This is a genomic window from Paraburkholderia sp. J94 (assembly GCF_905220285.1).
GTDB classification, from domain to species: domain Bacteria; phylum Pseudomonadota; class Gammaproteobacteria; order Burkholderiales; family Burkholderiaceae; genus Paraburkholderia; species Paraburkholderia tropica_A.
Genome location: NZ_CAJMZH010000007.1, coordinates 42,210 through 63,208, shown reverse-complemented (window position 1 = coordinate 63,208; position 20,999 = coordinate 42,210). Strand labels below are relative to the sequence as shown.

Here is a 20,999-nt window from a genome sequence, read left to right as displayed (position 1 = left end):
GCCCTCGCGCCGATGCTGCCCGCGCCGACGCCGTGCGTGTCGCGTCCGTCATCAACGTTGCGTCTCTTGCAGACCTTGCAGCCGCGACGCGTCCCAGCCGCCGCCCAGCGCCTCGATCAGACTCGCGCTCGCGATCAGGCGATTGGAGCGCACCTGCAACGCGGTCTGCTCGTTCGACAGCGCCGTGGCCTGCGCGGTCACGACCGTCGTGTACGTGACGGTGCCCGCCTCGTATTCGTCGAGCGAGATCTGCACCGACTGGCGCGCGAGCTTCACAGCCTCGTCCTGCGCGACGGCCTGCTGGCCGAGCACGCGCAGATTCGAGAGTTCATCTTCGACGTCGTGGAACGCCGTGAGCACCGTCTGCCGGTAATTCGCCACGCTCTGGTCGTACGTCGCGCGCGCCGCGTCGACGGCCGCCGAACGCGCGCCGCCGTCGATCAGCGTTTCGCTGCCGCTCGCCGCGATCGACCAGAGCGTGTTGGCCGCGCTCAGCAGCGGCAGCACGCCCGAGTAGCCCGCCGCGCCCGAGAGCGAGATGGTCGGATAGTACGCGGCCACGGCCACGCCGATCAGCGCGTTTTCCTGCGCCATCGTGCGCTCGGCCTCGGCGATATCGGGGCGGCGTTCGAGCAGCGCGGACGGCACCACGAGCGGAATCTCCGGCACGTCGTTCGCGAGTTCGGCGGGCGCGATCGTCAGCCCCGAAGGCGGACGGCCGATCAGCAGCGCGATCGCGTGTTCGTACTGGTCGCGCAACTCCTCGGCGGCGATCGCCGACGCGCGCGTGGTCGCGAGCGTGGTCTGCGCCGTCACGACATCGGAGCGCGCGGCCACACCGGCTTCGTATTGATTGCGCGTGATCTCCAGGCTGCGCTCGTAGGCTTTCACGGTGTCGTTCAGCAAGCGCGTGAGCGAATCCTGGTAACGCATCGAGAAGTAATCCGAAACAAGCGATTCCTGGGCCGAGAGCGTGAGGCTCGCGAGTTCCGCTGCACTCGCCTGCGCGCTCGCCTTGTCGCTTTCGACCTGGCGGCGCACCTTGCCCCACAGATCGAGATCCCACGACGCGCTCGCCTCCAGCGAACCGGTCGTCGAGACCGCGTTGCTGCTGCGCGCGCGCGTGACGCCCGGCGAAACCGACACGGTCGGCGACAGATTCGCGCGCGCCTCGCGCACGACCGCGAGCGCCTGGCGATAAGCGGCCTCGTAGGCCTTCAGGTTCTGGTTGTTGATCGCCACTTGCGGCACCAGCGAGTCGAGCACGGGATCGTGATAGACATTCCACCAGTCGCCGCGCGCGTCGCCGTCGGCGGGCGCGGCGCTTTTCCAGCCCTTGGGCGCTTCCTTGAATGCGACGGGCGTGACGACGTCGGGACGCCGGTAATCGGGGCCGACCGTGCAGCCTTGCAGCGCGAGCAGGGCCGCGCCGACGGCGAGGGTCGTGCAAAGGGAATGGCGGATACGGAAAGGAGCGAGCTTCATGCGGAGGTGTCCGTCATCGCGCCACCGGACGAACCGGGACGCACGCGCCGCCAGAGGGCGCGCGCGCGATGGCGCAGGCGATCGAGATAGAGATAGACGACGGGCGTCGTGTAGAGCGTGAGCAACTGGCTGACGATCAGGCCGCCGATGATGGCGATGCCGAGCGGGCGGCGCAGTTCCGCGCCCATGCCCTGATCGAGCACGAGCGGCACCGCGCCGAACAGCGCGGCGCAGGTCGTCATCATGATCGGGCGAAAGCGCATCACGCAGGCCGCGCGGATCGCATCGGCGGGCGCGAGATTCTGCGTGCGCTGCGCGTCGAGCGCGAAATCGACCATCATGATGGCGTTTTTCTTGACGATGCCGATCAGCAGAAACACGCCGATCAGCGCGATCACCGAGAACTCCGTGTTGGTCGCGAGCAGCGCGAGCACGGCGCCCACGCCCGCCGAGGGCAGCGTCGAGAGAATCGTGAGCGGATGCACGTAGCTCTCGTAGAGCATGCCGAGCACCGCATAGACCGCCAGCAGCGCCGCGCCGATCAGCAAGGGCATCGCCGAGGCCGCCGCGAGCGCACTGCCCGCCGTGCCCGCGAACGCGCCATGCACCGCGTTCGGCATGTTCAGGTCCTTGACGGCCTGATCGACGGCGGCGGTCGCGTCGGCGAGTTGATGGCCGGGCGCGAGGTTGAACGAGATCGTCACGGCCACGGCCTGGCCCTGGTGATTGACCGAAACCGGCGTGTGCGCCTGCACGAGCTTCGAGAACGCGGAGAGCGGCACCATCGTGCTGCTCGACGTGCTCACGGCCGCGCCCGTCGAGACGCTGCCGCCGGTGCTCGTGGCGATCGAATTGGTGGCGGCGTTGGTGGCCGAACTGGACGATGTGCTGCTGCTCGACGTGCTGCTCGATGAGGACGAAGACGACGAAGCGCTGGTCACCGTGCCCGACACCGCATTCGTCGACGACGTACCGCTCGCCGCCGCGCCCGAGGTGCTCACATAGATATCGTTCAGCGACGACGGGTCCTGCAACCACTTCGGCGCGATCTCCATCACCACGTGATACTGGTTCTGCGCCTTGTAGATCGTCGACACCTCGCGCTCGCCGAAGGCATCGTAGAGCGTCGCGTCGATCGTGTCGGGCGTGAGGCCGAAACGCATCGCCGTCGCGCGATCCACCACGACTTTCGCGGACAGCCCGCCGTTCTGCTGATCGGAGCTGACATCGGCGAGCGCGGGCACGCGCTTGAGCGCCTCGGTCAGACGCGTGGCCCATTGCTGGACCTGCGCCGTGTCGTCGCCCTGCAGCGTGTACTGGAACTGCGCGAAGCTCTGCCGCCCGCCCACCATCAGATCCTGGCGCGGGAACATCATCAGCTGCGCGCCGGGAATCGACGCGAGCTTCTGGCGCAGCCGCGCCATCACCGTGAACGCCGAGACCTTGCGTTCGTCGAGCGGCTTGAGCGTGATGCTCGTGAACGCCTGATTGGTGCCGTGGCCGCCCGTGAAACCCACCACGGTCTGCACGGCCGGATCGGCCTTGACAATGGCGAGCGCCTGCTTGACCTTCACGCTCATCGCCTGGAACGAAATGCTCTGGTCGGCCATCATGCCGCCGCCCATCAGGCCGCTGTCCTGCTGCGGAAACAGGCTTTTCGGCACCACGGCGTAGAGCATGACGTTGAGCGCGATCGTGGCGATCAAGGTGCACAGCACGAGCAGCGGATGACGCAGCGCCGCGCCCAGCGTGCGCGCATAAACGCGTTCCGCCGCGTCGAATGTCCGGCCCAGCGCGTCGCTCACACGCGCAAAGAAACGCGTGAATCGATTATCGCGGCGCGGCTTCGCCGCTTCGTCCTCGGCGCTGCGCAACAGCAGCGCGCACAGCGTGGGCGTGGTCGTGAGCGCAAGCACCATCGACACGGCAATCGCAATCGAAAGCACGATCGCGAACTCGCGAAAGAGCCGCCCGACGAGTCCGCCCATCAGCAGGATCGGCAGGAACACGGCGATCAGCGAGACGCTCATAGAGATCACCGTGAAGCTCACTTCCTTCGCGCCCGCGAACGCGGCTTCGAGACGCGAGGCGCCGCGCTCGCGATGGCGCTCGATGTTCTCCAGCACCACGATGGCATCGTCGACGACAAAACCGGTCGCGATGGTCAGCGCCATCAGCGAGAGATTGTCGAGGCTGTAGCCGAACAGCTTCATCGCGCCGAAGGTGCCGAGGATCGACACGGGCACGGTCACGGCGGGTATCAGCGTCGCGCGCACGTTGCGCAGGAACGCGAGCACCACGAGCACGACCAGCACCACCGCGATGATCAGCGTGCGCTCGGTATGCGAGAGCGAGGCGCGGATCGTGCTGCTGCGGTCGTCGGAGAGCGTGACTTCGGTGCCCGGCGGCAGCGCGGCCTGCAATTGCGGCAGCACGGCTTTCACGCGGTCGACCACGTCGACGATATTGCCGCCCGGCTGCTTGAAGATCCACAGCATCACGGCGGGCTTGCCGTTCACATAACCCGCGTTGCGCAGGCTCTCGACCGAGTCGTTGACCTCGGCGACATCGCGCAGGAACACGGGCCGGCTGTTGCGCCACGCGACCACGAGATTGCGGTATTCGTCGGCGCGTTCGGCCTGGTCGTTCGCGTAAAGCTGCCAGCGCAGCGCGCCGTCGCTGACCATGCCCTTCGCGCTGTCCGCGTTCGCAGCCGAGAGCGCGGCACGCACGTCTTCGAGACCGATGCCGTATTTGAACAGCGCGCCCGCGTTCAGTTCGACGCGCACGGCGGGCAGCGAACTGCCGTTCAGATCGACGTTGCCGATGCCGTCGATCTGCATGAGCCGCTGTTGCAGCACCGTCGCAGCGCTGTCGTAAAGCTGGCCCGGCGTGAGCGTCTTCGAGGTGAGCGAGACGATCAGGATCGGCGCGTCGGCGGGATTGAACTTGCGATAGCTCGGGTTCGACTTGAGCGCGCTCGGCAGATCGGCGCGGGCGGCGTTGATCGCGGCCTGCACGTCGCGCGCCGCGCCGTTGATGTCGCGGTCGAGACCGAATTGCAGAATCACGTCGGTCGAACCGACGCTGCTCTGCGAGGTCATTTCCGTCACATCGGCGATCTGGCCCAGGTGGCGTTCGAGCGGCGCGGCCACGGTGGCCGCCATCGTCTCGGGGCTCGCGCCCGACATCTGCGCCTGCACGCGGATGGTCGGAAAATCCACGGCGGGCAGCGGCGCGACCGGCAGATGGCCGAACGCGAGCGCGCCCGCCACGGCAATCGCGATCGTCACCAGAATGGTCGCGACCGGCCGCCGGATAAACACGGCGCTCAGGTTCATGACGCGCCTCGCTGCGCGCCGTTGAGCGTCCAGCCGCGCGCGCGCATCCATGCCGCCATGCGTTCCATCGCCAGATAGACGGCGGGCGTGGTGAACAGCGTGAGCGCCTGGCTGAACACGAGCCCGCCGATCATCGCGATGCCGAGCGGATGACGCAATTCGGAGCCGCTGCCGGTGCCGAGCGCGAGCGGCACGGCGGCGATCAGCGCGGCCATCGTCGTCATCAGAATCGGGCGCAGGCGCAGCAGGCACGCGCGATGAATCGCCTCGCGCGGCGTGAGGCCTTCGTCGCGTTCGGCGACGAGCGCGAAGTCGATCATCATGATCGCGTTCTTCTTGACGATGCCGATCAGCAGCACGATGCCGATCACGCCGATGATGTCGAGATCCGCGCCCGTGAGCACCATCGCCAGCAGCGCGCCGACGCCCGCCGAAGGCAGCGTCGAAAGAATCGTGAGCGGATGCACGAAGCTCTCGTAGAGCACGCCGAGCACCACGTACATCACGAGCACCGCCGCGAGCACAAGATACAGCTCGCTCGACAGCGACGACTGGAACGCGTCCGTCGCGCCCTGGAAGCGCGTTTCGAAACTGTCCGGCATCGCGAGCGCCGCTTCCGCGCGCTTGACGGCCTTGACCGCCGCGCCGAGCGACGCGCCCTTCGCGAGATTGAACGAGATCGTCGTGGCCGGGAACTGGCCGAGGTGCGAAATCTGGATCGGCTTCTTGCTCGTGACGATGCGCGCAACCGCGGACAACGGCACCTGGCCGTCGGTCGCCGTGGACGACGGCAGATAGACCGAGTCGAACGCATCGAGCCCGCGCGCGAGCTTCGGATCGATCTCCATGATCACGCGCTTCTGGTCCGACTGCGTGAAGATCGTGCTGACGATCCGTTGTCCGAAGTTATCGTAGAGCGCATTGTCGATGGTCGCGAGCGTGATGCCGAAGCGCGCGGCCGTCGCGCGGTCGACCTGCACCGTGGCGGCGAGACCGGCGTCCTGCAAATCGCTGGTGACATCGGCGAGTTCGGGCTGTTTGCGCAGTTCCGCAACGAGTTTGGGCGTCCAGACGCTCAGCTCATCCATCGACGGGTTGTCGAGCATGAACTGATACTGCGTCGCGCTCACCTGCGTATCCACGCTCAGATCCTGCACGGGCTGCATATGCAGCGCGATGCCCGTCACGTCGGCGGTTTCGTCTTGCAGACGGCGAATGATCTCGCTCGCCGAGGCGCTGCGTTCGTCCTTCGGCTTCAGGTTGATCTGCATGCGGCCCATGTTGAGCGTCATGTTGCTGCCGTCCACGCCGACCGACGACGAGAGGCTCACCACGTCCGGGTCCTTGAGCACCGCATCCGCAAGCTGCGTTTGCAGCGTGCTCATGCGCTCGAACGAGATCGATTGCGACGCTTCGGTGATGCCCTGGATCACGCCCGTGTCCTGGGTCGGGAAGAAGCCCTTCGGGATGAACACGTACAGCGCCGCCGTGAGCGCGAACGTGCCCACGGCCACCGCGAGCGTGGCTTTTTCGTGGTCGAGCGCGAAGGTCAGCGCGCGGTCGTAGCGCGCCATGATCGGGCCGAACCAGTCGCGGCCCTTGGGCTTTTTCGTCGCGACGTGCTCGACATGAGGCTCCGCGCGCAACAGACGCGCGCACAGCATCGGCACCAGCGTGAGCGAGACGAGCGCCGAGATCACGATCGCCACCGCGAGCGTCACCGCGAACTCGTAGAACAGCCGCCCGATCACATCGCCCATGAACAGCAGCGGAATCAGCACCGCGAGCAGCGAGACCGTGAGCGAGATGATCGTGAAGCCGATTTCGCGCGAGCCCTTCAGCGCGGCTTCGAGCGGCTCCATGCCCGCTTCCACGTGGCGGCTGATGTTCTCGATCACGACGATCGCGTCGTCGACGACGAAGCCGGTCGCGATCGTCAGCGCCATCAGCGAAAGATTGTCGAGGCTGAAGCCCCAGAGGTACATCGCGGCGAACGTGCCGACCAGCGAGAGTGGCACCGAAAGGCTCGGGATCAGCGTCGCGGGCACGTTGCGCAGGAACACGAAGATCACCATCACGACCAGCGCGACCGCGAGCGCGAGTTCGAACTGCACGTCCTTCACCGAAGCGCGGATCGTGGTCGTGCGGTCCGTGAGCAGCGCGACGTGCACCGACGACGGCAGATCGCGCGTGAGCGCGGGCAGCATCGCCTTGATCGAATCAGCCACGTTGATGACGTTCGCGCCGGGCTGGCGCTGCACGTTCAGCAGGATCGCGGGCGTGTCGTTGCTCCACGCAGCCAGTTGCGTGTTTTCCGCGCCCGCCACCACGTCGGCGACATCGCGCAGACGCACGGGACGGCCGCTGCGATAAGCGATCACGGTATCCAGATACTGCTCGGGATCTTCAATCTGGTCGTTCGAGTCGATCGTCCACGCGCGATGCGGGCCGTCGAGCGAACCCTTCGGCGCATTCGTATTGACGTTCGTGAGCGTGGTGCGCAGGTCGTCGACGTTCAGGCCGTAGGCAGCCAGCGCGCGGATGTTCGGACGCACGCGCACGGCGGGCTTGTGGCCGCCCGAGAGCGTGACGAGACCCACGCCCGCCATCTGCGAAATCTTCTGCGCGATGCGCGTGTTCGTGAGCGCCTGCACCTCGGTCAGCGGCATCGTCGGCGAGGTGATCGCGAGCGTGAGGATCGGCGCGTCGGCGGGATTGACCTTCGCGTAGACGGGCGGCGCGGGCAGGTCGCTCGGCAGCAGGCTGTCGGCCGCGTTGATCGCGGCCTGCACTTCCTGCTCGGCGACGTCCATCGACACCGCGAGATCGAATTGCAGCGTGATGACCGAGGCGCCCGCCGACGAATGCGAGGCCATCTGCTTGAGGCCCGCCATTTCGCCGAGCTGCTGTTCGAGCGGCGCGGTGACGGCGGACGTCATCACGTCCGGGCTCGCGCCCGGATAGAAGGTCTGCACCTGGATCGTCGTGTATTCGACCGAGGGCAGCGCGGAGAGCGGCAGAAAACGCCAGGCCACGAGACCGACGACGAGCAGCGCCGCCATCAGCAAGGTCGTCGCGACCGGCCGCAGAATGAAGAGGCGCGACGGATTCATGACTGCGGGCGGGCCTTCGCGCGGACGCGGTCGTTGTCGCTTGCGGATTTATTCGCAGCTTGATTGGCGGCTTGATTCGCACTCGCCTTCGGCTCGCGGATCTTCGCGCCGTCGCTCAGATGATCGGCGCCGTCCACGACGACGCGCTCGCCCGCCGCCAGCCCCGCGAGCACGGCGGTGCGGCCATTGGCCGACGCGCCCACGCGGACCTTGCGCAGCGACACGGTCTGATTGTCGTTGACGCGATAGACGAAGGTGCCCGGCGTGCCGGTCTGCACGGCCTCGGACGGAATCGTCACCGCGCCGTGCAGCGTGTCGAGCAGCAGCGAGATATTGACGAACTGGTTCGGGAACAGCGCGCCATCGGTGTTCTTGAACAGCGCGCGCAGCTTCACGGTGCCGGTCGTCGTGTCGATCTGGTTGTCGACGGTGTCGAGCACGCCGTCCGCGAGCTTGTCCTCGCCCGAGCGGTCGTAGGCCGTCACGGCGAGACGCGCGCCGCTCGCGAGACGCTGGTTGAGGCGGCGCAGATCGTCTTCGGGCAGCGTGAACACGACCGAAATCGGATCGGTCTCCGTGACGACGACCACGCCGTCCGTGTCCGACGCCGTCACGTAGTTGCCGACGTCGACCTGACGCAGACCCACGCGCCCATCCACGGGCGAAACGATGCGGCAGTACGTGAGATTGAGCTTTTCGGCGTCGACCTGGGCCTGATCGGTCAGCACCGTGCCTTCGTACTCGCGCACGGTGGCCTCGGCGGTATCGAGCGTCTGCTGCGAGATCGAATCGGTTTTCGCGAGGCGCTGGTAGCGCGCGAGATCGAGGCGCGCGTTGTCGAGCAGCGCCTTGTCCTTCACGACCTGCCCCTGATATTGCTTGAGCAGCACTTCGTACTGGCGCGGATCGACCTGCGCGAGCACGTCGCCCTTCTTCACATGCTGGCCTTCGCGGAAATCGATCGACTGCAAATAGCCGCTGATCTGCGATTTGACGGTGACGGTCGCAAGCGACGTCACGGTGCCGAGCGAGCTGAGGCGCACGGGCACGTCGCCGGTCGCGGCGGCGGCGACGCCCACCGACTGCGCCATGCCGCCCATCGGGCCACCGGGGCCGCCCGGGAAACCGTGGCCGCCCGGAAAGCCCGGCGGACCGCCCGCGCCGGGTGCGTGCGGGCGCAGCGCGAACAGCGCGCCGCCCGCGACGGCGAGCAGCAGCAGCGCCCACGGCCAGACGCGGCGACGCCGGTCCGCACGGGTTTCGTGCGGCTCGCGCACGCTGGTTTCGTCGGGTGCTCGAGGGGGCTCTACGCGCTTGTCCATGCCGTTCGCAATACGTGAATGAAGCCGCGAACGATACGGCATGGCGCTCATATCTTGTTGATTTTTAATGGAATCAACACAATGTAGCCAGATTGACACACGATTGACAGCCCGACCGGCGGCGAATTATCGGACAATGAAAGCGAACTCCACGCGCCTCTGCGCCACAGCCTTCCCTTGAATCCCATCCCCATTCTCATCGTCGAAGACGACCCGGACATCAGTGCGCCGCTCGCCCAATTTCTGGGCGGCAAAGGCTATCGCACGCGCGTGGCCGGAAGCGCCGAACAGGCGCTCGCGCTGCTGGCGCAGGAGAGCGTCGAACTGGTGCTGCTCGACGTGATGCTGCCGGGCATGGACGGGCTGGAACTGTGCCGACGGCTGCGCGCGTCGGGCGGGCCGCGCATCATCATGCTGACCGCGCTGGTCGAAACCACCGACAAGGTGATCGGCCTCGAACTGGGCGCGGACGACTACGTCTCCAAGCCCTTCGATCTGCGCGAGCTGCTTGCGCGCATCCGCTCCGCGTTGCGGCGTCCGCCGAGCGGCGCGGAAAACAGCCAGGCCGCGACGCCCGGCGAGACCGCGCGCGATCCCGGCGCCGAACTTGTGATCGCGTTCGCGGGCCACACGTTCTTTCCGTACCGGCGTTTCGTGCGCTCGCCCACAGGCCTGCGCATTCCGCTCACGGGCGCGGAAACCGACCTGCTGCTGGTGTTCTGCCGCCACGCGCGCCAGGTGCTCTCGCGCGAACAACTGATCGCGCTCACGCGCGGCAAGGACTTCCCGATCGCCACGCGCTCGATCGACCTGCTCGTGAGCCGCCTGCGCCGCAAGCTCAGCGGCGACGATCCGCTCGACGAGACCATTCGCACCGTGCGCGCGGACGGCTATGCCTTCCAGCTCGACGTCTTTTTCGAGTGATGCACGCCTGATGCGCCGCTTCTTCACCACCACGCTCGGCCAGATTCTGGCGATCATCGTCTGCTCGTCGAGCGTCACGTTCGCGCTCTTTACGCTGCTGCTGCTCAATCCGAGCGGCCCGCCCAAACCGCCGTGGCCGTGGCAGCCGACCTATCGCATCGCGGGCATCGCGCGCGTGCTCGCGCAGCAACCCGCGAACGCGCGCGCGCAATCGGCGGCCGCGATGCAGACGCCCGGCTACGTGATGACCATGACGTCCGCGCCCGCGCGCTGCACCGTCAACACGCTCGACAACGGCGAACTCTTTCGCACGCTGCGCGACGAATTGAGCGACATCGACGCGACGGTCAGCGTCCATTCCTGCGACAAGTCCGATCCCAGCGGCACGATCCAGGTGCTCGTGCAGTTTCCGAACGACGCCGCGCAACTCGAAGTGCGCACGCAGCACATCGGCCCCGAGCCGCCGCGCCTGCGCTTTCCGTTCTATGGCGCGATTCTGTTCATGTGCGTCGGCGTGCTGGGCATGTCCGTGTGGGCCGTGTCGCTCGTGGTGCGTCCGCTGCGCCGTCTCGCCGACAAGGCCGATGCGTTCGGCCGCGAGATCGCGCTCGCGCCGATCGCCGAGGAAGGGCCGCTCGAAATCCGCCGCGCCGCGCACGCGTTCAATCTGATGCAGGAGCGCATCACGCTGTCGCTGCATAACCGCACGCGCATGCTCGCGGCGGTGAGCCACGATCTGCGCACGCCGCTCACGCGCATGCGTCTGCAGCTCGACACCAACGAGAGCGAGACCATGCGCGACAAGCTGCGCAAGGACATCGACCTGATGCAGACGATGGTGTCGTCGGCGCTCTCGTATCTGAATACGGGCAACGACAACGAAAACAAGGAATGGCTCGACCTGAGCGCGTTGATCGCGACGGTCTGCGACGAATACGAGGAAGCGGGCGCGGCGATCCGCTACGAGGGGCCGCGCCAGATCCGCTGCTTCTGCCGCCCGGACAGCATGCAGCGCGTGCTGGCCAACCTGATCGACAACGCACTGCGTTTTGGCGAGACCGTGGTGGTGGTGGCCTCGGTGCGCGAGGACACGATCCTCATCGACGTCAGCGACGACGGCCCCGGCATTCCCGAAGCGAGCCTGCGCGACGTGCTCGAACCGTTCGTGCGCCTCGATCCGTCGCGCGCCGGGCAACCGGGCAGCGTCGGCCTCGGCCTGGCGATCGTGCGCGACATCGTGCGCGCGCACGGCGGCCAGCTCACGATTTTCAATCGCCGCCCGTGTGGATTGACGGCGCGCGTCCAACTGAGTCAGAACGCCGGGGCGTAAGGGCGAGTTCGGGCTTCAAGACACGCACCGCCCTGGCCGGTCGCCCTCGCCGGTCGCCCTCGCCGCTCACCCTCGCCGGGCGCCCTCGCCGGTCGCCCCTCACTGCGCGACATACACCGCCGTGCCCGCCTGCGCGATGGTCTCGTCCATCGCCTCGGGCAGCGGCTTGTCGGTGAACAGCGCGTGGATCTGGCTCAGATGTCCCTGGCGCACGAGCGCGGGCCGGCCGAACTTCGAATGGTCGGTCACGAGATAGACCGTGCGCGCGTGCTGGATGATGGCCTCGGCCACGCGCACCTCGCGTGTGTCGAAGTCGCGCAGCGTGCCGTCGAGCTCGATCGCCGACGTGCCGATAATCGCGTAATCCACCTTGAACTGGCGGATGAAATCGATGGTGAGTTCGCCGACGATGCCCTTGTCCCACGGCCGCACGATGCCGCCCGTGATCAGCACTTCGCATTCGGGATAGCCGCTCATCATGCTCGCCACGTTCAGATTGTTCGTGATCACGCGCAGCCCGCGATGATGATTGAGCGCGCGCGCGACTTCCTCGGTCGTGGTGCCGAGGTTGATGAACAGCGAAGCCTGATCGGGAATATGCGAGGCCGCGAGCGCCGCGATGCGCCGCTTCTCGTCATGGAACATGTGCTGGCGCGCGCCGTACGAGACGTTTTCCGAACTCGTGGGCAGGCTCGCGCCGCCGTGATAGCGGCGCAGCAGATTCATGTCGGCGAGCCAGTTGACGTCGCGGCGGATGGTCTGCGGCGTGACGTCGAAATGCGCGGCGAGATCGTCGACGGTCACGAAGCCGTCACGCTGCACCCATTCGAGCAGCTCCTGCTGGCGCGCGTTGAGGGTGAGGCGGGGGTCTCGTGTCATGGTCTCGGAGCAGGCGGGTGAGCAACGCCGACTATTGTAAGGGTTGTCGCGCCGGGTGTTGCGCGGCTTAGCAGTTCTCGCGCGAAGCAACTGACGAATCGGACTTTGGCACGCGCGCGGCCGCCGATAAGATCGCCGCTCCAACCAACAACAAGTACTAGAACAACGATGAGATACCCGGCCGCCCTTCGCTCGTCCGCGCGCGCGTCACGCCGCGCGCGCGCTGCACATTCACTCGCTCAATCGCCACATCAATCGACGCATTCCAGGCAATCGCCCGTATCGGCCAGGTCGGCGAAATCGGCGACGTCGCTGCGCCTGCGCGTCGCCGCCGCGTCCATCGCGGGCGCGCTCGCGCTCGGCGCGTGCGGCGGTTCGGATAGCGTCACGCAGCAAACGAGCGCGTCGGCCTCGTCGCACAAGCAGCCCAACATCCTCTACATCATGGCCGACGACCTCGGCTACTCGGACATCCACGCGTTCGGTGGCGAGATCAGCACGCCGAACCTCGACGCACTCGTCGCCTCGGGCCGCATTCTCACGAATCATCACGCGGGCACGGTCTGCGCGATCACGCGTTCGATGCTGATTTCAGGCACCGATCACCATCTCGTCGGCGAAGGCACGATGGGCGTGCCCACCGACGAACGCAAGGGTCTGCCCGGCTACGAAGGCTATCTGAACGACCGCGCGCTGTCGGTCGCGCAACTGCTCAAGGACGCGGGCTATCACACCTATATGGCGGGCAAGTGGCACCTCGGCTCGGGCATCGTGGGCAGCGCCTCGGGCAGCGGCCAGACGCCCGATCAATGGGGCTTCGAGCACAGCTACGCGCTGCTCGGCGGCGCGGCCACCAATCACTTCGCGCACGAACCGGCGGGCTCGAAGAACTACACCGAAGACGGCGCCTACGTGCAGCCTGGGCAACCGGGCCAGCCCGGCGGCACGGGCGGCAATCCGGCCGTGTTCTATTCGACCAACTTCTACACGCAGAAGCTGATTTCCTACATCGACTCGCACAAGGGCGACGGCAAGCCGTTCTTCGCCTACGCGGCCTATACGTCGCCGCACTGGCCGCTCCAGGTGCCGGACCCATGGCTGCATAAATACGCGGGCGTGTACGACGCGGGCTACGACGCCATCCGCAACGCGCGCATCGCGCGGCAGAAAGCGCTCGGCCTGATTCCCGCCGACTTCCAGCCGAATCCCGGCCTGCCCGAAACGCTCACGCGCTCGGCGGCCACGGCCAACAACGGCACGGCGAGCGCGAAGTACATCAGCGCGGTGCATCCGGCGTCCGACGGCTACGTCGATTACGGCCAGGGCAACGTCGACAAGGCGTGGTCGAGCCTGTCCGCCGACGAGCGCAAGTCGCAGGCGCGCTACATGGAGATCTACGCGGGCATGGTCGAGAATCTCGACTACAACATCGGACTCCTGATTCAGCATCTGAAGGACATCGGCGAATACGACAACACCTTCATCATGTTCCAGTCCGATAACGGCGCGGAAGGCTGGCCGATCGACTCGGGCGCCGACCCCACGGCCACCGATACGGCCAACGCGCAGGAACCCACGTATTCCGCGCTCGGCACCGACAACGGCCTGCAGAACGCGCAACGCCTGCAATACGGCCTGCGCTGGGCCGAAGTGAGCGCCGCGCCGTTCCGCTACACGAAGGGCTATTCGGCGGAAGGCGGCGTGTCCGTGCCGAGCATCGCGCATCTGCCGGGACAAACCACGCAGGCGGCCACGTTGCGCGTCTTCACGCACGTCACCGACAACACCGCGACCTTCCTCGCCGTGGCCGGCGTGACGCCGCCCAGCACGCCCGCGCCCGCACTCGTGAGCGCGCTCACGGGCGTCGACCAGAACAAGGGCAAGGTGGTCTATAACAACCGCTACGTCTATCCGGTCACGGGCAAGTCGCTGCTGCCGCTGCTCGACGGCACGAGCACGGGCGAGGTGCACACGGCCGCATTCGGCGACGAGTCTTATGGCCGCGCGTATCTGCGCAGCGCCGACGGCCGCTGGAAGGCGCTCTGGACCGAGCCGCCGCTCGGACCTGTCGACGGCCACTGGCAGCTCTACGATCTCGCCAGCGACCGTGGCGAAGTCAACGACGTGTCCACGCAGAATCCCACCGTCATCCAGCAGTTGATCCAGCAATGGAACGACTACATGACGAGCGTGGGCGGCGTCGAACCGCTCCAGCCGCACGGCTATTACTGAGGTAGCGGCGATGCGTTTCTGGCTCACCGGCGCGGCGGGCGGCGCCGCGATTTTCGCGGCGGCCTTCGCCTGGTCGTATGCATCGCAGGCGAACTCCGGCGCGCCCGCATTCGATGCGCTCAACACCGGGCGGCCGCTCGCGGCGCTCGGCAGCGAGCGTCAATGCGAGCGCTACGGCGGCCTGCCCGCGCGCTGGCGCGACGATCCGAAGGCGGGCATGGTGCATCTGCACGGCGGCGCGTTCGTGTTCGGCAGCACGCGCGGCTATCCCGACGAGCGCCCGGCCGGCGACGGCACGGCGCGCGTGAGCGGCTTCTGGATCGATCAGCACGACGTGACGATCGCGCAGTTCGCGGCCTTCGTCGCGGCCACGGGCTACGTCACGGAAGCCGAAAAGCAGGGCGGCGCGGCGGTCTTTCACGTGCCCACGCGCGAGGAGATGAACGCGCGCGATCTGGCGTGGTGGTCGTGGGTGAACGGCGCGACGTGGCGGCATCCGCAAGGACCTGACAGCAACGTCGACGGCAAGGGCAATCTGCCCGTCACGCTCGTCACGCTGCACGACGCGCTCGCCTACGCGCGCTGGCTCGGCCGCGATCTGCCGACCGAGGCCGAATGGGAATACGCGGGCAAAGCGGGGCATCAGGACGCGAGTCTCGACGCCGCGCCCGCCGACGCCCACGGCAAGCCCGCCGCGAACTACTGGCAGGGCGTGTTTCCGGTGCTCAACACCGCCGAGGACGGCCACGCGGGACTCGCGCCCGTGGGTTGCTACGCGGCCAACGACTTCCGCCTCTACGACATGATCGGCAACGCGTGGGAGTGGACCAAAGACGCCTACAGCGGCCCGCATCAGTCGCACACCAACGGCGACACCTTCGCGGTCGCGCCCGCGGGACGCCGCCACGACACGGCGATGGTCATCAAGGGCGGCTCGTTCCTGTGCTCGCGCGATTACTGCGTACGCTATCGCGCTTCGTCGCGCGAGCAGCAGGAGGCGGATCTCGCGGCGTCGCATATCGGCTTTCGCACCGTGTTGAGGGATCCGGCATGAGGCGCGTGAAGCTTGTATCGACGATGCTGTTCGCGGCGTCGGTGTGCATGGCGAGCGCGTTCGCGCATGCCGCAGAACCGTCGCCCGCGCCAACATCGGCCGCGATCCGCGTGGGCGTCACGCCCGGCACGCACGCGCAGATCATGGACGAGGTCAAGCGCGTGGCCGCCGCGCGCGGTCTGCCGCTCGATGTCGTGGTCTTCGACGACCCCGCGCGCATCGACGCGGCGCTCGCGGCGGGCCACATCGACGCCGCCAGCTTCGAGGACGCGTCGAGCCTCGACGCAACGCGCGCCGCGCACGGTTACGCGCTCGCGGATGTCGCGCCCACCGTCACCTTGCCGATGGCGCTCTACTCGCGGCGTCTGCGCACGCTAAGCCAGCTGCGGCCCGGCGCGACCGTCGCGATTCCCGCCGACGCGCGCGGCACGGCGCGCGCGCTCGTGCTGCTGCAGAACGACACGCTCGTGATGTTCCGCGACAGCGCGGGCCTGCACGCCACGACGCGCGATATCACCGGCAACCGCCTCAAGCTGAAGCTCGTCGCGGTGCCGCGCGCGCAGTTGTTCAAGGCGCTCGACACGGCCGATCTCGTCGCGATTCCGAACGAGGACGCGGCGCGCGCGGGCCTGCAACCGGCGCGCGACAGCGTGAGCTACGAAGACGCGCGCTCGCCCTACGCCGATGTGCTGACGGTGCGTGACGCCGACCGCGCTCGGCCGTGGGTGCGCACGCTGATCGCCGCGTATCACTCCGACGACGTCGCGCATTTCATCCTCACGCGCTACGCCGATTCGGTGCGGCGGCCGTGGTGATCGCCACCGGCTCGCTCGCCTGTAGCGCGTGCGGCCAATGCTGCAACAGCCCGCCCGCGCTCTCGCTGCGCGAGTGGTTCGCGCAGCGCGCGCTGTTCATCGGCAGCATCGCAATCGAGCGCGTGCCGCGCCGCCGCGTGGGCGAACGGCTCGGCGCGGATGGCGCGACGCATGCGCTGAACGAAGACGACGTCGCCGATCACGACGCGCTCGCCGACACGCTTTTCGCTCGCGCGGGCGCGCCCGACGCGGGCTGGCTCTCGATCACGCTGCAAGGCTACGACTATCCGTCGGTGGCGCGCTGTCCGGCGCTCGCGCCCGATGGCCGCTGTACGTTGCACGGCGGGCTGCACGACGAACTTAACGACGCACTTAACGACGCACTTAACGACGCAACCAAGCCCGCGCGCTGCGCCGCCGTGCCGCTCGATCCGCTCGTGCCCGACCGCTGGCAGCCGCTCGTGCTCGCCGCACGGCGCGCGAGCACGCAAGCGCCGCATTGGCGCGGCGCCGACTGCATCCGCGACGGACTCGAAACCGGCGCGACGCCGCTGATCGAAGCGGGCCGCGTGATCGACACGCAGGCGCTCGAACGCGACCGCAACGCACTGGTGTTCGAGCGCGCGCTCTGGCGCGACGCGGTGGCGGCGTCGCTGCTGGCGTCGGCGTCGGCGCGCGCCTCGCTGGCCGCGCTGCGCCCCGGCGCGCGGCTCACGATCGCGCCCGTGCCCGCGCTGCTCGCCGTGGCGCGTTTATCGGAAACGTGCCGCGCCGCCTGTATCGACGTGATCGACCGCCAGCGCGCACTGATCGACACGACGGTCGCCGCCGCGCTCGCCCGCCGCCGCCTCGACGAACGCGTCATCACGCAGGAATTGCGCGGCTTCGCGCTGGCGCACGCACGGGCGCGCGAGGAACTCGCCTCCGTCCAACCTTCCTCCCAACCCTCCTCCACGCCCTTCGCGCACGACGCCGAACGCTGGCTCAACCTGCGCTGATCGCAGCGGCCGCGCGCGCGTCGCCGCGCGCCGGATCACACAGATTCGCGCGAAATCGCGCAAAATCGCCCGCCGATCCCACCCCAAAAGCCTCGCGCGCCCGCCCTGCCAAGAGGGTAAATACCGAGAAAATCCTTCGGCGCCGGAAAGCAATCAGAAGGGCTTGCCTTTTTATACTTGCACCCAGTCAATCACAGTACCGCCAAGAGGAGACACCCCCGCATGCTTTCCCGCGCCCAGCAACTCGGCCGCGCGCTGATGCTCTGCATCGCGCTGGGCGCCGCCGCGCAGGCGCGCGCGGAGCCGATCCGGCTGATGATGGGCGGCATGTCGAAGATCGTCTATCTGCCGGCCGTGCTGGCCGCGCAACTCGGTTATTTCCGCGACGCGGGCGTCGACGTGCAGGTGGTCTCGCTGCCCGCGGGCATCGACACCTCGACCGAGCTGATCGCGGGCGCCATCGAAGGCGCCGTGGGTTTCTACGATCACACCATCGACCTGCAAAGCCGCGGCGAGGACGCGCTCTCGGTCGTGGTGTTCCAGCGCGCGGCGGGCCTCGCCGAACTGGCGTCCACGCGCTCCGAAGCGGGCCGCGCGATGCAGTCGATGGCCGACGCGCGCGGCAAGCGCTTCGGCGTGACCGGCTTCGGCTCGTCGACGTGGGTGCTCACGCGTTTTCTCGCCACCCGCGCGGGCGTCGCGCCGGGCGCCTACACCGTCGTGCCGCTCGCGGCCGACACGCGTTTCGCCGACGCCATCGAACACGGCAGCATCGACGCGGGCATGGTCGAGGAACCCACCGCCAGCCGCCTGCTGACGAGCGGCGCGGCGCGCGTGCTGGTCGACATGCGCAGCGTCGAGGGCACGCAGCACTGGCTCGGCGGCCCGTATGCGGGCGCGTGCCTCTATCTGCGCCGCAGCTGGATGCGCGAGCATCGCCGCGAAACGCAGCAGATGGTCCAGGCGCTGGTGCGCGCGCTGCGCTTCATCGGCTCGCATCCGGCGGCGGAGATCGTCGCGCTGCTGCCGCAGGACGTGACCGGCAGCGACCGCGCGGCTTACACGCGCGCGCTGACCGAGGCGCAGCCCGCGTTTTCGCCCGACGGCACGATGCCGCCCGGCGCGCCGCAAACCGTGCTGAACGTGCTGACGACCGCCGGTTCGCGCGTGAGCGCGCGGCACGTCGATCTCTCGCAGACATGGACCGACGAATTCGTGACCGGCGAGCCGCCGCCGCAGCAGCCAACAGGACAAGCAGCACAACCGTAAGCGGGACGAACCCGCCGCAATCACCCGACCGAACACGGCAGATCAACGCAACCGGCCCGCACGACGGGCCAACACACCGGGCAACAAACGGGACGCCTCCTCCGGCCGACCAGGCCGCCACGACGCACACCGCGCCGCGGACGGACGCGCCCCTCAACCAAAGGTATTCGACATGACACCAGCCAGCAGCAGCACCGCATCGGCCAGCGGACATTCCGGCACGGCCGCCCTCGCGCCCGAATCGAAAGCGCGCACCGTGTTTCGCGCGGTCAGCGGCAACTTCCTCGAAATGTACGACTTCATGGTCTACGGCTATTACGCAGCCGCGATCGCGTCGACGTTCTTTCCGGCCGACAGCGAATTCGCCTCGCTGATGCTCGCCCTGTCCGTGTTCGGCGCGGGCTTCCTGATGCGCCCGCTCGGCGCGATCGTGCTCGGCGCGTACATGGACCGCCACGGCCGCCGCAAGGGCCTGATCCTCTCGCTTTCGCTGATGGCCGTCGGCACGCTCTGCGTCGCCGTGGTGCCGGGCTACGCCACCATCGGCATCGCCGCGCCGGCCATCGTGCTGCTCGGACGCCTGCTGCAAGGCTTCTCGGCGGGCGCGGAACTCGGCGGCGTCTCGGTCTATCTCGCCGAAATCGCCACCAAGGGCAATCGCGGCTTCTACTGCGCATGGCAGTCGGGCAGCCAGCAGGTCGCCGTGGTGTTCGCGGCCGCGCTCGGCGTCGCGCTGCACTCGCTCGTTCCCGCGCCGGAAATGCATAGCTGGGGCTGGCGCGTGCCGTTCGTGGTCGGCTGCATGATCGTGCCCTTCCTGTTCTACATCCGCCGCACGCTGCGCGAAACCGAAGAGTTCGAAGCGCGCCGCCATCATCCGGGCATCGGCGAGATCGCACGCGCCATCGCGAGCAACTACGGCATCGTGCTCGCGGGCATGGGCCTCGTCATCATGACGACGACCTCGTTCTACCTGATCACCGCCTACACGCCGACCTTCGGCAAGGTCGAACTGAACCTCTCGTCGCTCGACGCGCTGCTCGTGACGGTCTGCGTGGGCGTCTCGAACTTCATCTGGCTGCCGATCGCGGGCGCGGTCTCGGATCGCGTCGGCCGCGCGCCGGTGCTGCTGGCCTGCACCGCGCTCGCCATCCTCACCTGCTATCCGGCGATGCAGTGGCTCGTAGGCGCGCCTTCGTTCGGCTCGCTGCTCGTGGTCGAACTGTGGCTCTCGACGCTCTACGCGTGGTACAACGGTGCGATGGTCGTCGCGCTGACCGAACTGATGCCCGCGCACGTGCGCACCACGGGCTTCTCGATGGCCTATAGCCTCGCCACGCTCATCGGCGGCTTCACGCCCGCGATCTCCACGTGGCTGATCCACCTCACCGGCGACAAGGCCGCGCCGGGCGCATGGATGAGCGTCGCCGCGGTATGCGGCCTCGTCGCCACGCTGTTCCTGTATCGTTCGAAGGCCACGCGCGAACAGTACAAGAGCGCGTAACCCGTAACGGAAGGACCGAAGGACCGCCTGGGCATGAGACTGCTGCTCGTCGAAGACAACGAACAACTCGCGCATTGGCTCACGCGCACGCTGACCGATGACGGTTTCATGCTCGACCACGTCGGCGACGGCGAGGCGGCCGAGGACGCGCTGCGCGCCTCCTCGTACGACGTGGTGCTGCTCGATCTGAACCTGCCGCGCATGTCGGGCAAGGCGCTCTTGCGCCGCATGCGCTCACGCGGCGACGCCACGCCCGTGCTGATCCTCACGGCCACGGGCGCGATCGACGAAAAAGTCGTGTGTCTGGGTGCAGGCGCCGACGATTACATCGTCAAGCCCTTCGACGCGCGCGAACTCGTCGCGCGCGTCAAGGTGCTGGCGCGCCGCCAGGCGCCCTCGCGCTCGAACCGCATCCGCTGCGGCGACCTGCTCTACGACATGGACAGCCGCCGCTTCTACGTGGAAGAAGACGCGCTCACGCTCACGCCGCGCGAACACGCGGTGCTCGAAACGCTGATCCTGCGCGCGAAGAAAACCGTCTCGAAAGCCACGCTCGCCGAATCGGTCAGCGACGCCGACGCGCCCACCAGCGAGGACGCGATCGAAATCTACGTTTCGCGTCTGCGCAAGAAGCTCGAAAAGAGCAGCGCCACCATCATCACGCTGCGCGGCCTCGGCTATCTGCTCGAAGACGCCGAAGCCGACGAGTGACGCGCCGCACGAGCCCGACGCA

Annotated in this window: 14 protein-coding genes; 9 read left to right on the top strand and 5 right to left on the bottom strand. The window is 67.8% G+C overall.

What is annotated here, in order from left to right:
• Positions 1 to 51: 51 nt before the first annotated feature.
• From U4Y88_RS16215 to U4Y88_RS16200, 4 genes are read right to left on the bottom strand one after another with little or no spacing between them, the layout of a single operon-like run.
• Positions 52 to 1,485, bottom strand: a complete 1,434-nt coding sequence (locus tag U4Y88_RS16215) for an efflux transporter outer membrane subunit (protein WP_224009010.1) — start codon at positions 1,483 to 1,485, stop codon at positions 52 to 54.
• A complete protein-coding gene (locus U4Y88_RS16210; RefSeq protein WP_321785015.1) occupies positions 1,482 to 4,826 on the bottom strand; it encodes an efflux RND transporter permease subunit in 3,345 nt (1,114 codons plus the stop codon). The genes U4Y88_RS16215 and U4Y88_RS16210 overlap by 4 nt, the downstream gene beginning before the upstream one ends.
• Complete coding sequence (locus tag U4Y88_RS16205) at positions 4,823 to 7,939, bottom strand: multidrug efflux RND transporter permease subunit (protein ID WP_321785013.1); 3,117 nt, start codon at positions 7,937 to 7,939, stop codon at positions 4,823 to 4,825. The genes U4Y88_RS16210 and U4Y88_RS16205 overlap by 4 nt, the downstream gene beginning before the upstream one ends.
• Positions 7,936 to 9,261 (bottom strand): MdtA/MuxA family multidrug efflux RND transporter periplasmic adaptor subunit, encoded by a 1,326-nt coding sequence (locus tag U4Y88_RS16200; protein ID WP_224009016.1) that lies wholly within the window; start codon positions 9,259 to 9,261, stop codon positions 7,936 to 7,938. The genes U4Y88_RS16205 and U4Y88_RS16200 overlap by 4 nt, the downstream gene beginning before the upstream one ends.
• 177 nt (positions 9,262 to 9,438) lie before the next feature.
• On the opposite strand from U4Y88_RS16200, the gene U4Y88_RS16195 reads away from it, so the two are divergent.
• Both U4Y88_RS16195 and U4Y88_RS16190 read left to right on the top strand, forming a co-directional pair.
• Positions 9,439 to 10,185, top strand: coding sequence for a response regulator transcription factor (locus U4Y88_RS16195; protein WP_224009018.1), 747 nt, complete (start codon positions 9,439 to 9,441; stop codon positions 10,183 to 10,185).
• Between the two features lie 10 nt (positions 10,186 to 10,195).
• The gene (locus U4Y88_RS16190; protein WP_321785011.1) at positions 10,196 to 11,515 is read left to right on the top strand and encodes an ATP-binding protein; all 1,320 of its coding nucleotides are present in this window, start codon (positions 10,196 to 10,198) and stop codon (positions 11,513 to 11,515) included.
• Positions 11,516 to 11,614: 99 nt separating this feature from the next.
• Here U4Y88_RS16190 and U4Y88_RS16185 read toward each other — a convergent pair whose 3' ends face one another.
• On the bottom strand, positions 11,615 to 12,394 hold the full coding sequence (locus tag U4Y88_RS16185; RefSeq protein ID WP_224009022.1) for a DeoR/GlpR family DNA-binding transcription regulator: 780 nt from the start codon (positions 12,392 to 12,394) through the stop codon (positions 11,615 to 11,617).
• Positions 12,395 to 12,562: 168 nt separating this feature from the next.
• On the opposite strand from U4Y88_RS16185, the gene U4Y88_RS16180 reads away from it, so the two are divergent.
• The 7 genes from U4Y88_RS16180 to U4Y88_RS16150 all read left to right on the top strand — a co-directional run bounded on the left by U4Y88_RS16180 (position 12,563) and on the right by U4Y88_RS16150 (position 20,977).
• Positions 12,563 to 14,626 carry an arylsulfatase gene (locus U4Y88_RS16180; protein ID WP_321785009.1) on the top strand — a complete coding sequence of 688 codons (2,064 nt, stop codon included), beginning with the start codon at positions 12,563 to 12,565 and terminating at the stop codon, positions 14,624 to 14,626.
• Between the two features lie 10 nt (positions 14,627 to 14,636).
• The gene (locus U4Y88_RS16175) at positions 14,637 to 15,680 is read left to right on the top strand and encodes a formylglycine-generating enzyme family protein (protein WP_321785006.1); all 1,044 of its coding nucleotides are present in this window, start codon (positions 14,637 to 14,639) and stop codon (positions 15,678 to 15,680) included.
• Positions 15,681 to 15,727: 47 nt separating this feature from the next.
• Positions 15,728 to 16,495: a MetQ/NlpA family lipoprotein gene (locus U4Y88_RS16170; RefSeq protein WP_321785471.1), complete on the top strand. Its 768-nt coding sequence runs from the start codon at positions 15,728 to 15,730 to the stop codon at positions 16,493 to 16,495.
• Complete coding sequence (locus tag U4Y88_RS16165; protein WP_415774454.1) at positions 16,492 to 17,493, top strand: flagellin N-methylase; 1,002 nt, start codon at positions 16,492 to 16,494, stop codon at positions 17,491 to 17,493. Before U4Y88_RS16170 ends, U4Y88_RS16165 begins: the two co-directional genes overlap by 4 nt.
• Positions 17,494 to 17,715: 222 nt before the next feature.
• Positions 17,716 to 18,762 (top strand): ABC transporter substrate-binding protein, encoded by a 1,047-nt coding sequence (locus U4Y88_RS16160; protein ID WP_224009030.1) that lies wholly within the window; start codon positions 17,716 to 17,718, stop codon positions 18,760 to 18,762.
• A gap of 172 nt (positions 18,763 to 18,934) precedes the next feature.
• Positions 18,935 to 20,266, top strand: a complete 1,332-nt coding sequence (locus U4Y88_RS16155) for an MFS transporter (protein ID WP_224009032.1) — start codon at positions 18,935 to 18,937, stop codon at positions 20,264 to 20,266.
• A gap of 33 nt (positions 20,267 to 20,299) precedes the next feature.
• Positions 20,300 to 20,977 (top strand): response regulator transcription factor, encoded by a 678-nt coding sequence (locus U4Y88_RS16150; RefSeq protein WP_224009034.1) that lies wholly within the window; start codon positions 20,300 to 20,302, stop codon positions 20,975 to 20,977.
• The last annotated feature ends 22 nt before the right edge of the window (positions 20,978 to 20,999 follow it).

Coding starts and splice junctions, on each gene's coding strand:
- U4Y88_RS16170 (WP_321785471.1), top strand. CDS start 15,728: ATGGCGAGCGCGTTCGCGCATGCCGCAGAACCGTCGCCCGCGCCAACA.
- U4Y88_RS16160 (WP_224009030.1), top strand. CDS start 17,716: ATGCTTTCCCGCGCCCAGCAACTCGGCCGCGCGCTGATGCTCTGCATC.
- U4Y88_RS16185 (WP_224009022.1), bottom strand. CDS start 12,394: ATGACACGAGACCCCCGCCTCACCCTCAACGCGCGCCAGCAGGAGCTG.
- U4Y88_RS16215 (WP_224009010.1), bottom strand. CDS start 1,485: ATGAAGCTCGCTCCTTTCCGTATCCGCCATTCCCTTTGCACGACCCTC.
- U4Y88_RS16190 (WP_321785011.1), top strand. CDS start 10,196: ATGCGCCGCTTCTTCACCACCACGCTCGGCCAGATTCTGGCGATCATC.
- U4Y88_RS16175 (WP_321785006.1), top strand. CDS start 14,637: ATGCGTTTCTGGCTCACCGGCGCGGCGGGCGGCGCCGCGATTTTCGCG.
- U4Y88_RS16210 (WP_321785015.1), bottom strand. CDS start 4,826: ATGAACCTGAGCGCCGTGTTTATCCGGCGGCCGGTCGCGACCATTCTG.
- U4Y88_RS16180 (WP_321785009.1), top strand. CDS start 12,563: ATGAGATACCCGGCCGCCCTTCGCTCGTCCGCGCGCGCGTCACGCCGC.
- U4Y88_RS16155 (WP_224009032.1), top strand. CDS start 18,935: ATGACACCAGCCAGCAGCAGCACCGCATCGGCCAGCGGACATTCCGGC.
- U4Y88_RS16200 (WP_224009016.1), bottom strand. CDS start 9,261: ATGGACAAGCGCGTAGAGCCCCCTCGAGCACCCGACGAAACCAGCGTG.
- U4Y88_RS16205 (WP_321785013.1), bottom strand. CDS start 7,939: ATGAATCCGTCGCGCCTCTTCATTCTGCGGCCGGTCGCGACGACCTTG.
- U4Y88_RS16150 (WP_224009034.1), top strand. CDS start 20,300: ATGAGACTGCTGCTCGTCGAAGACAACGAACAACTCGCGCATTGGCTC.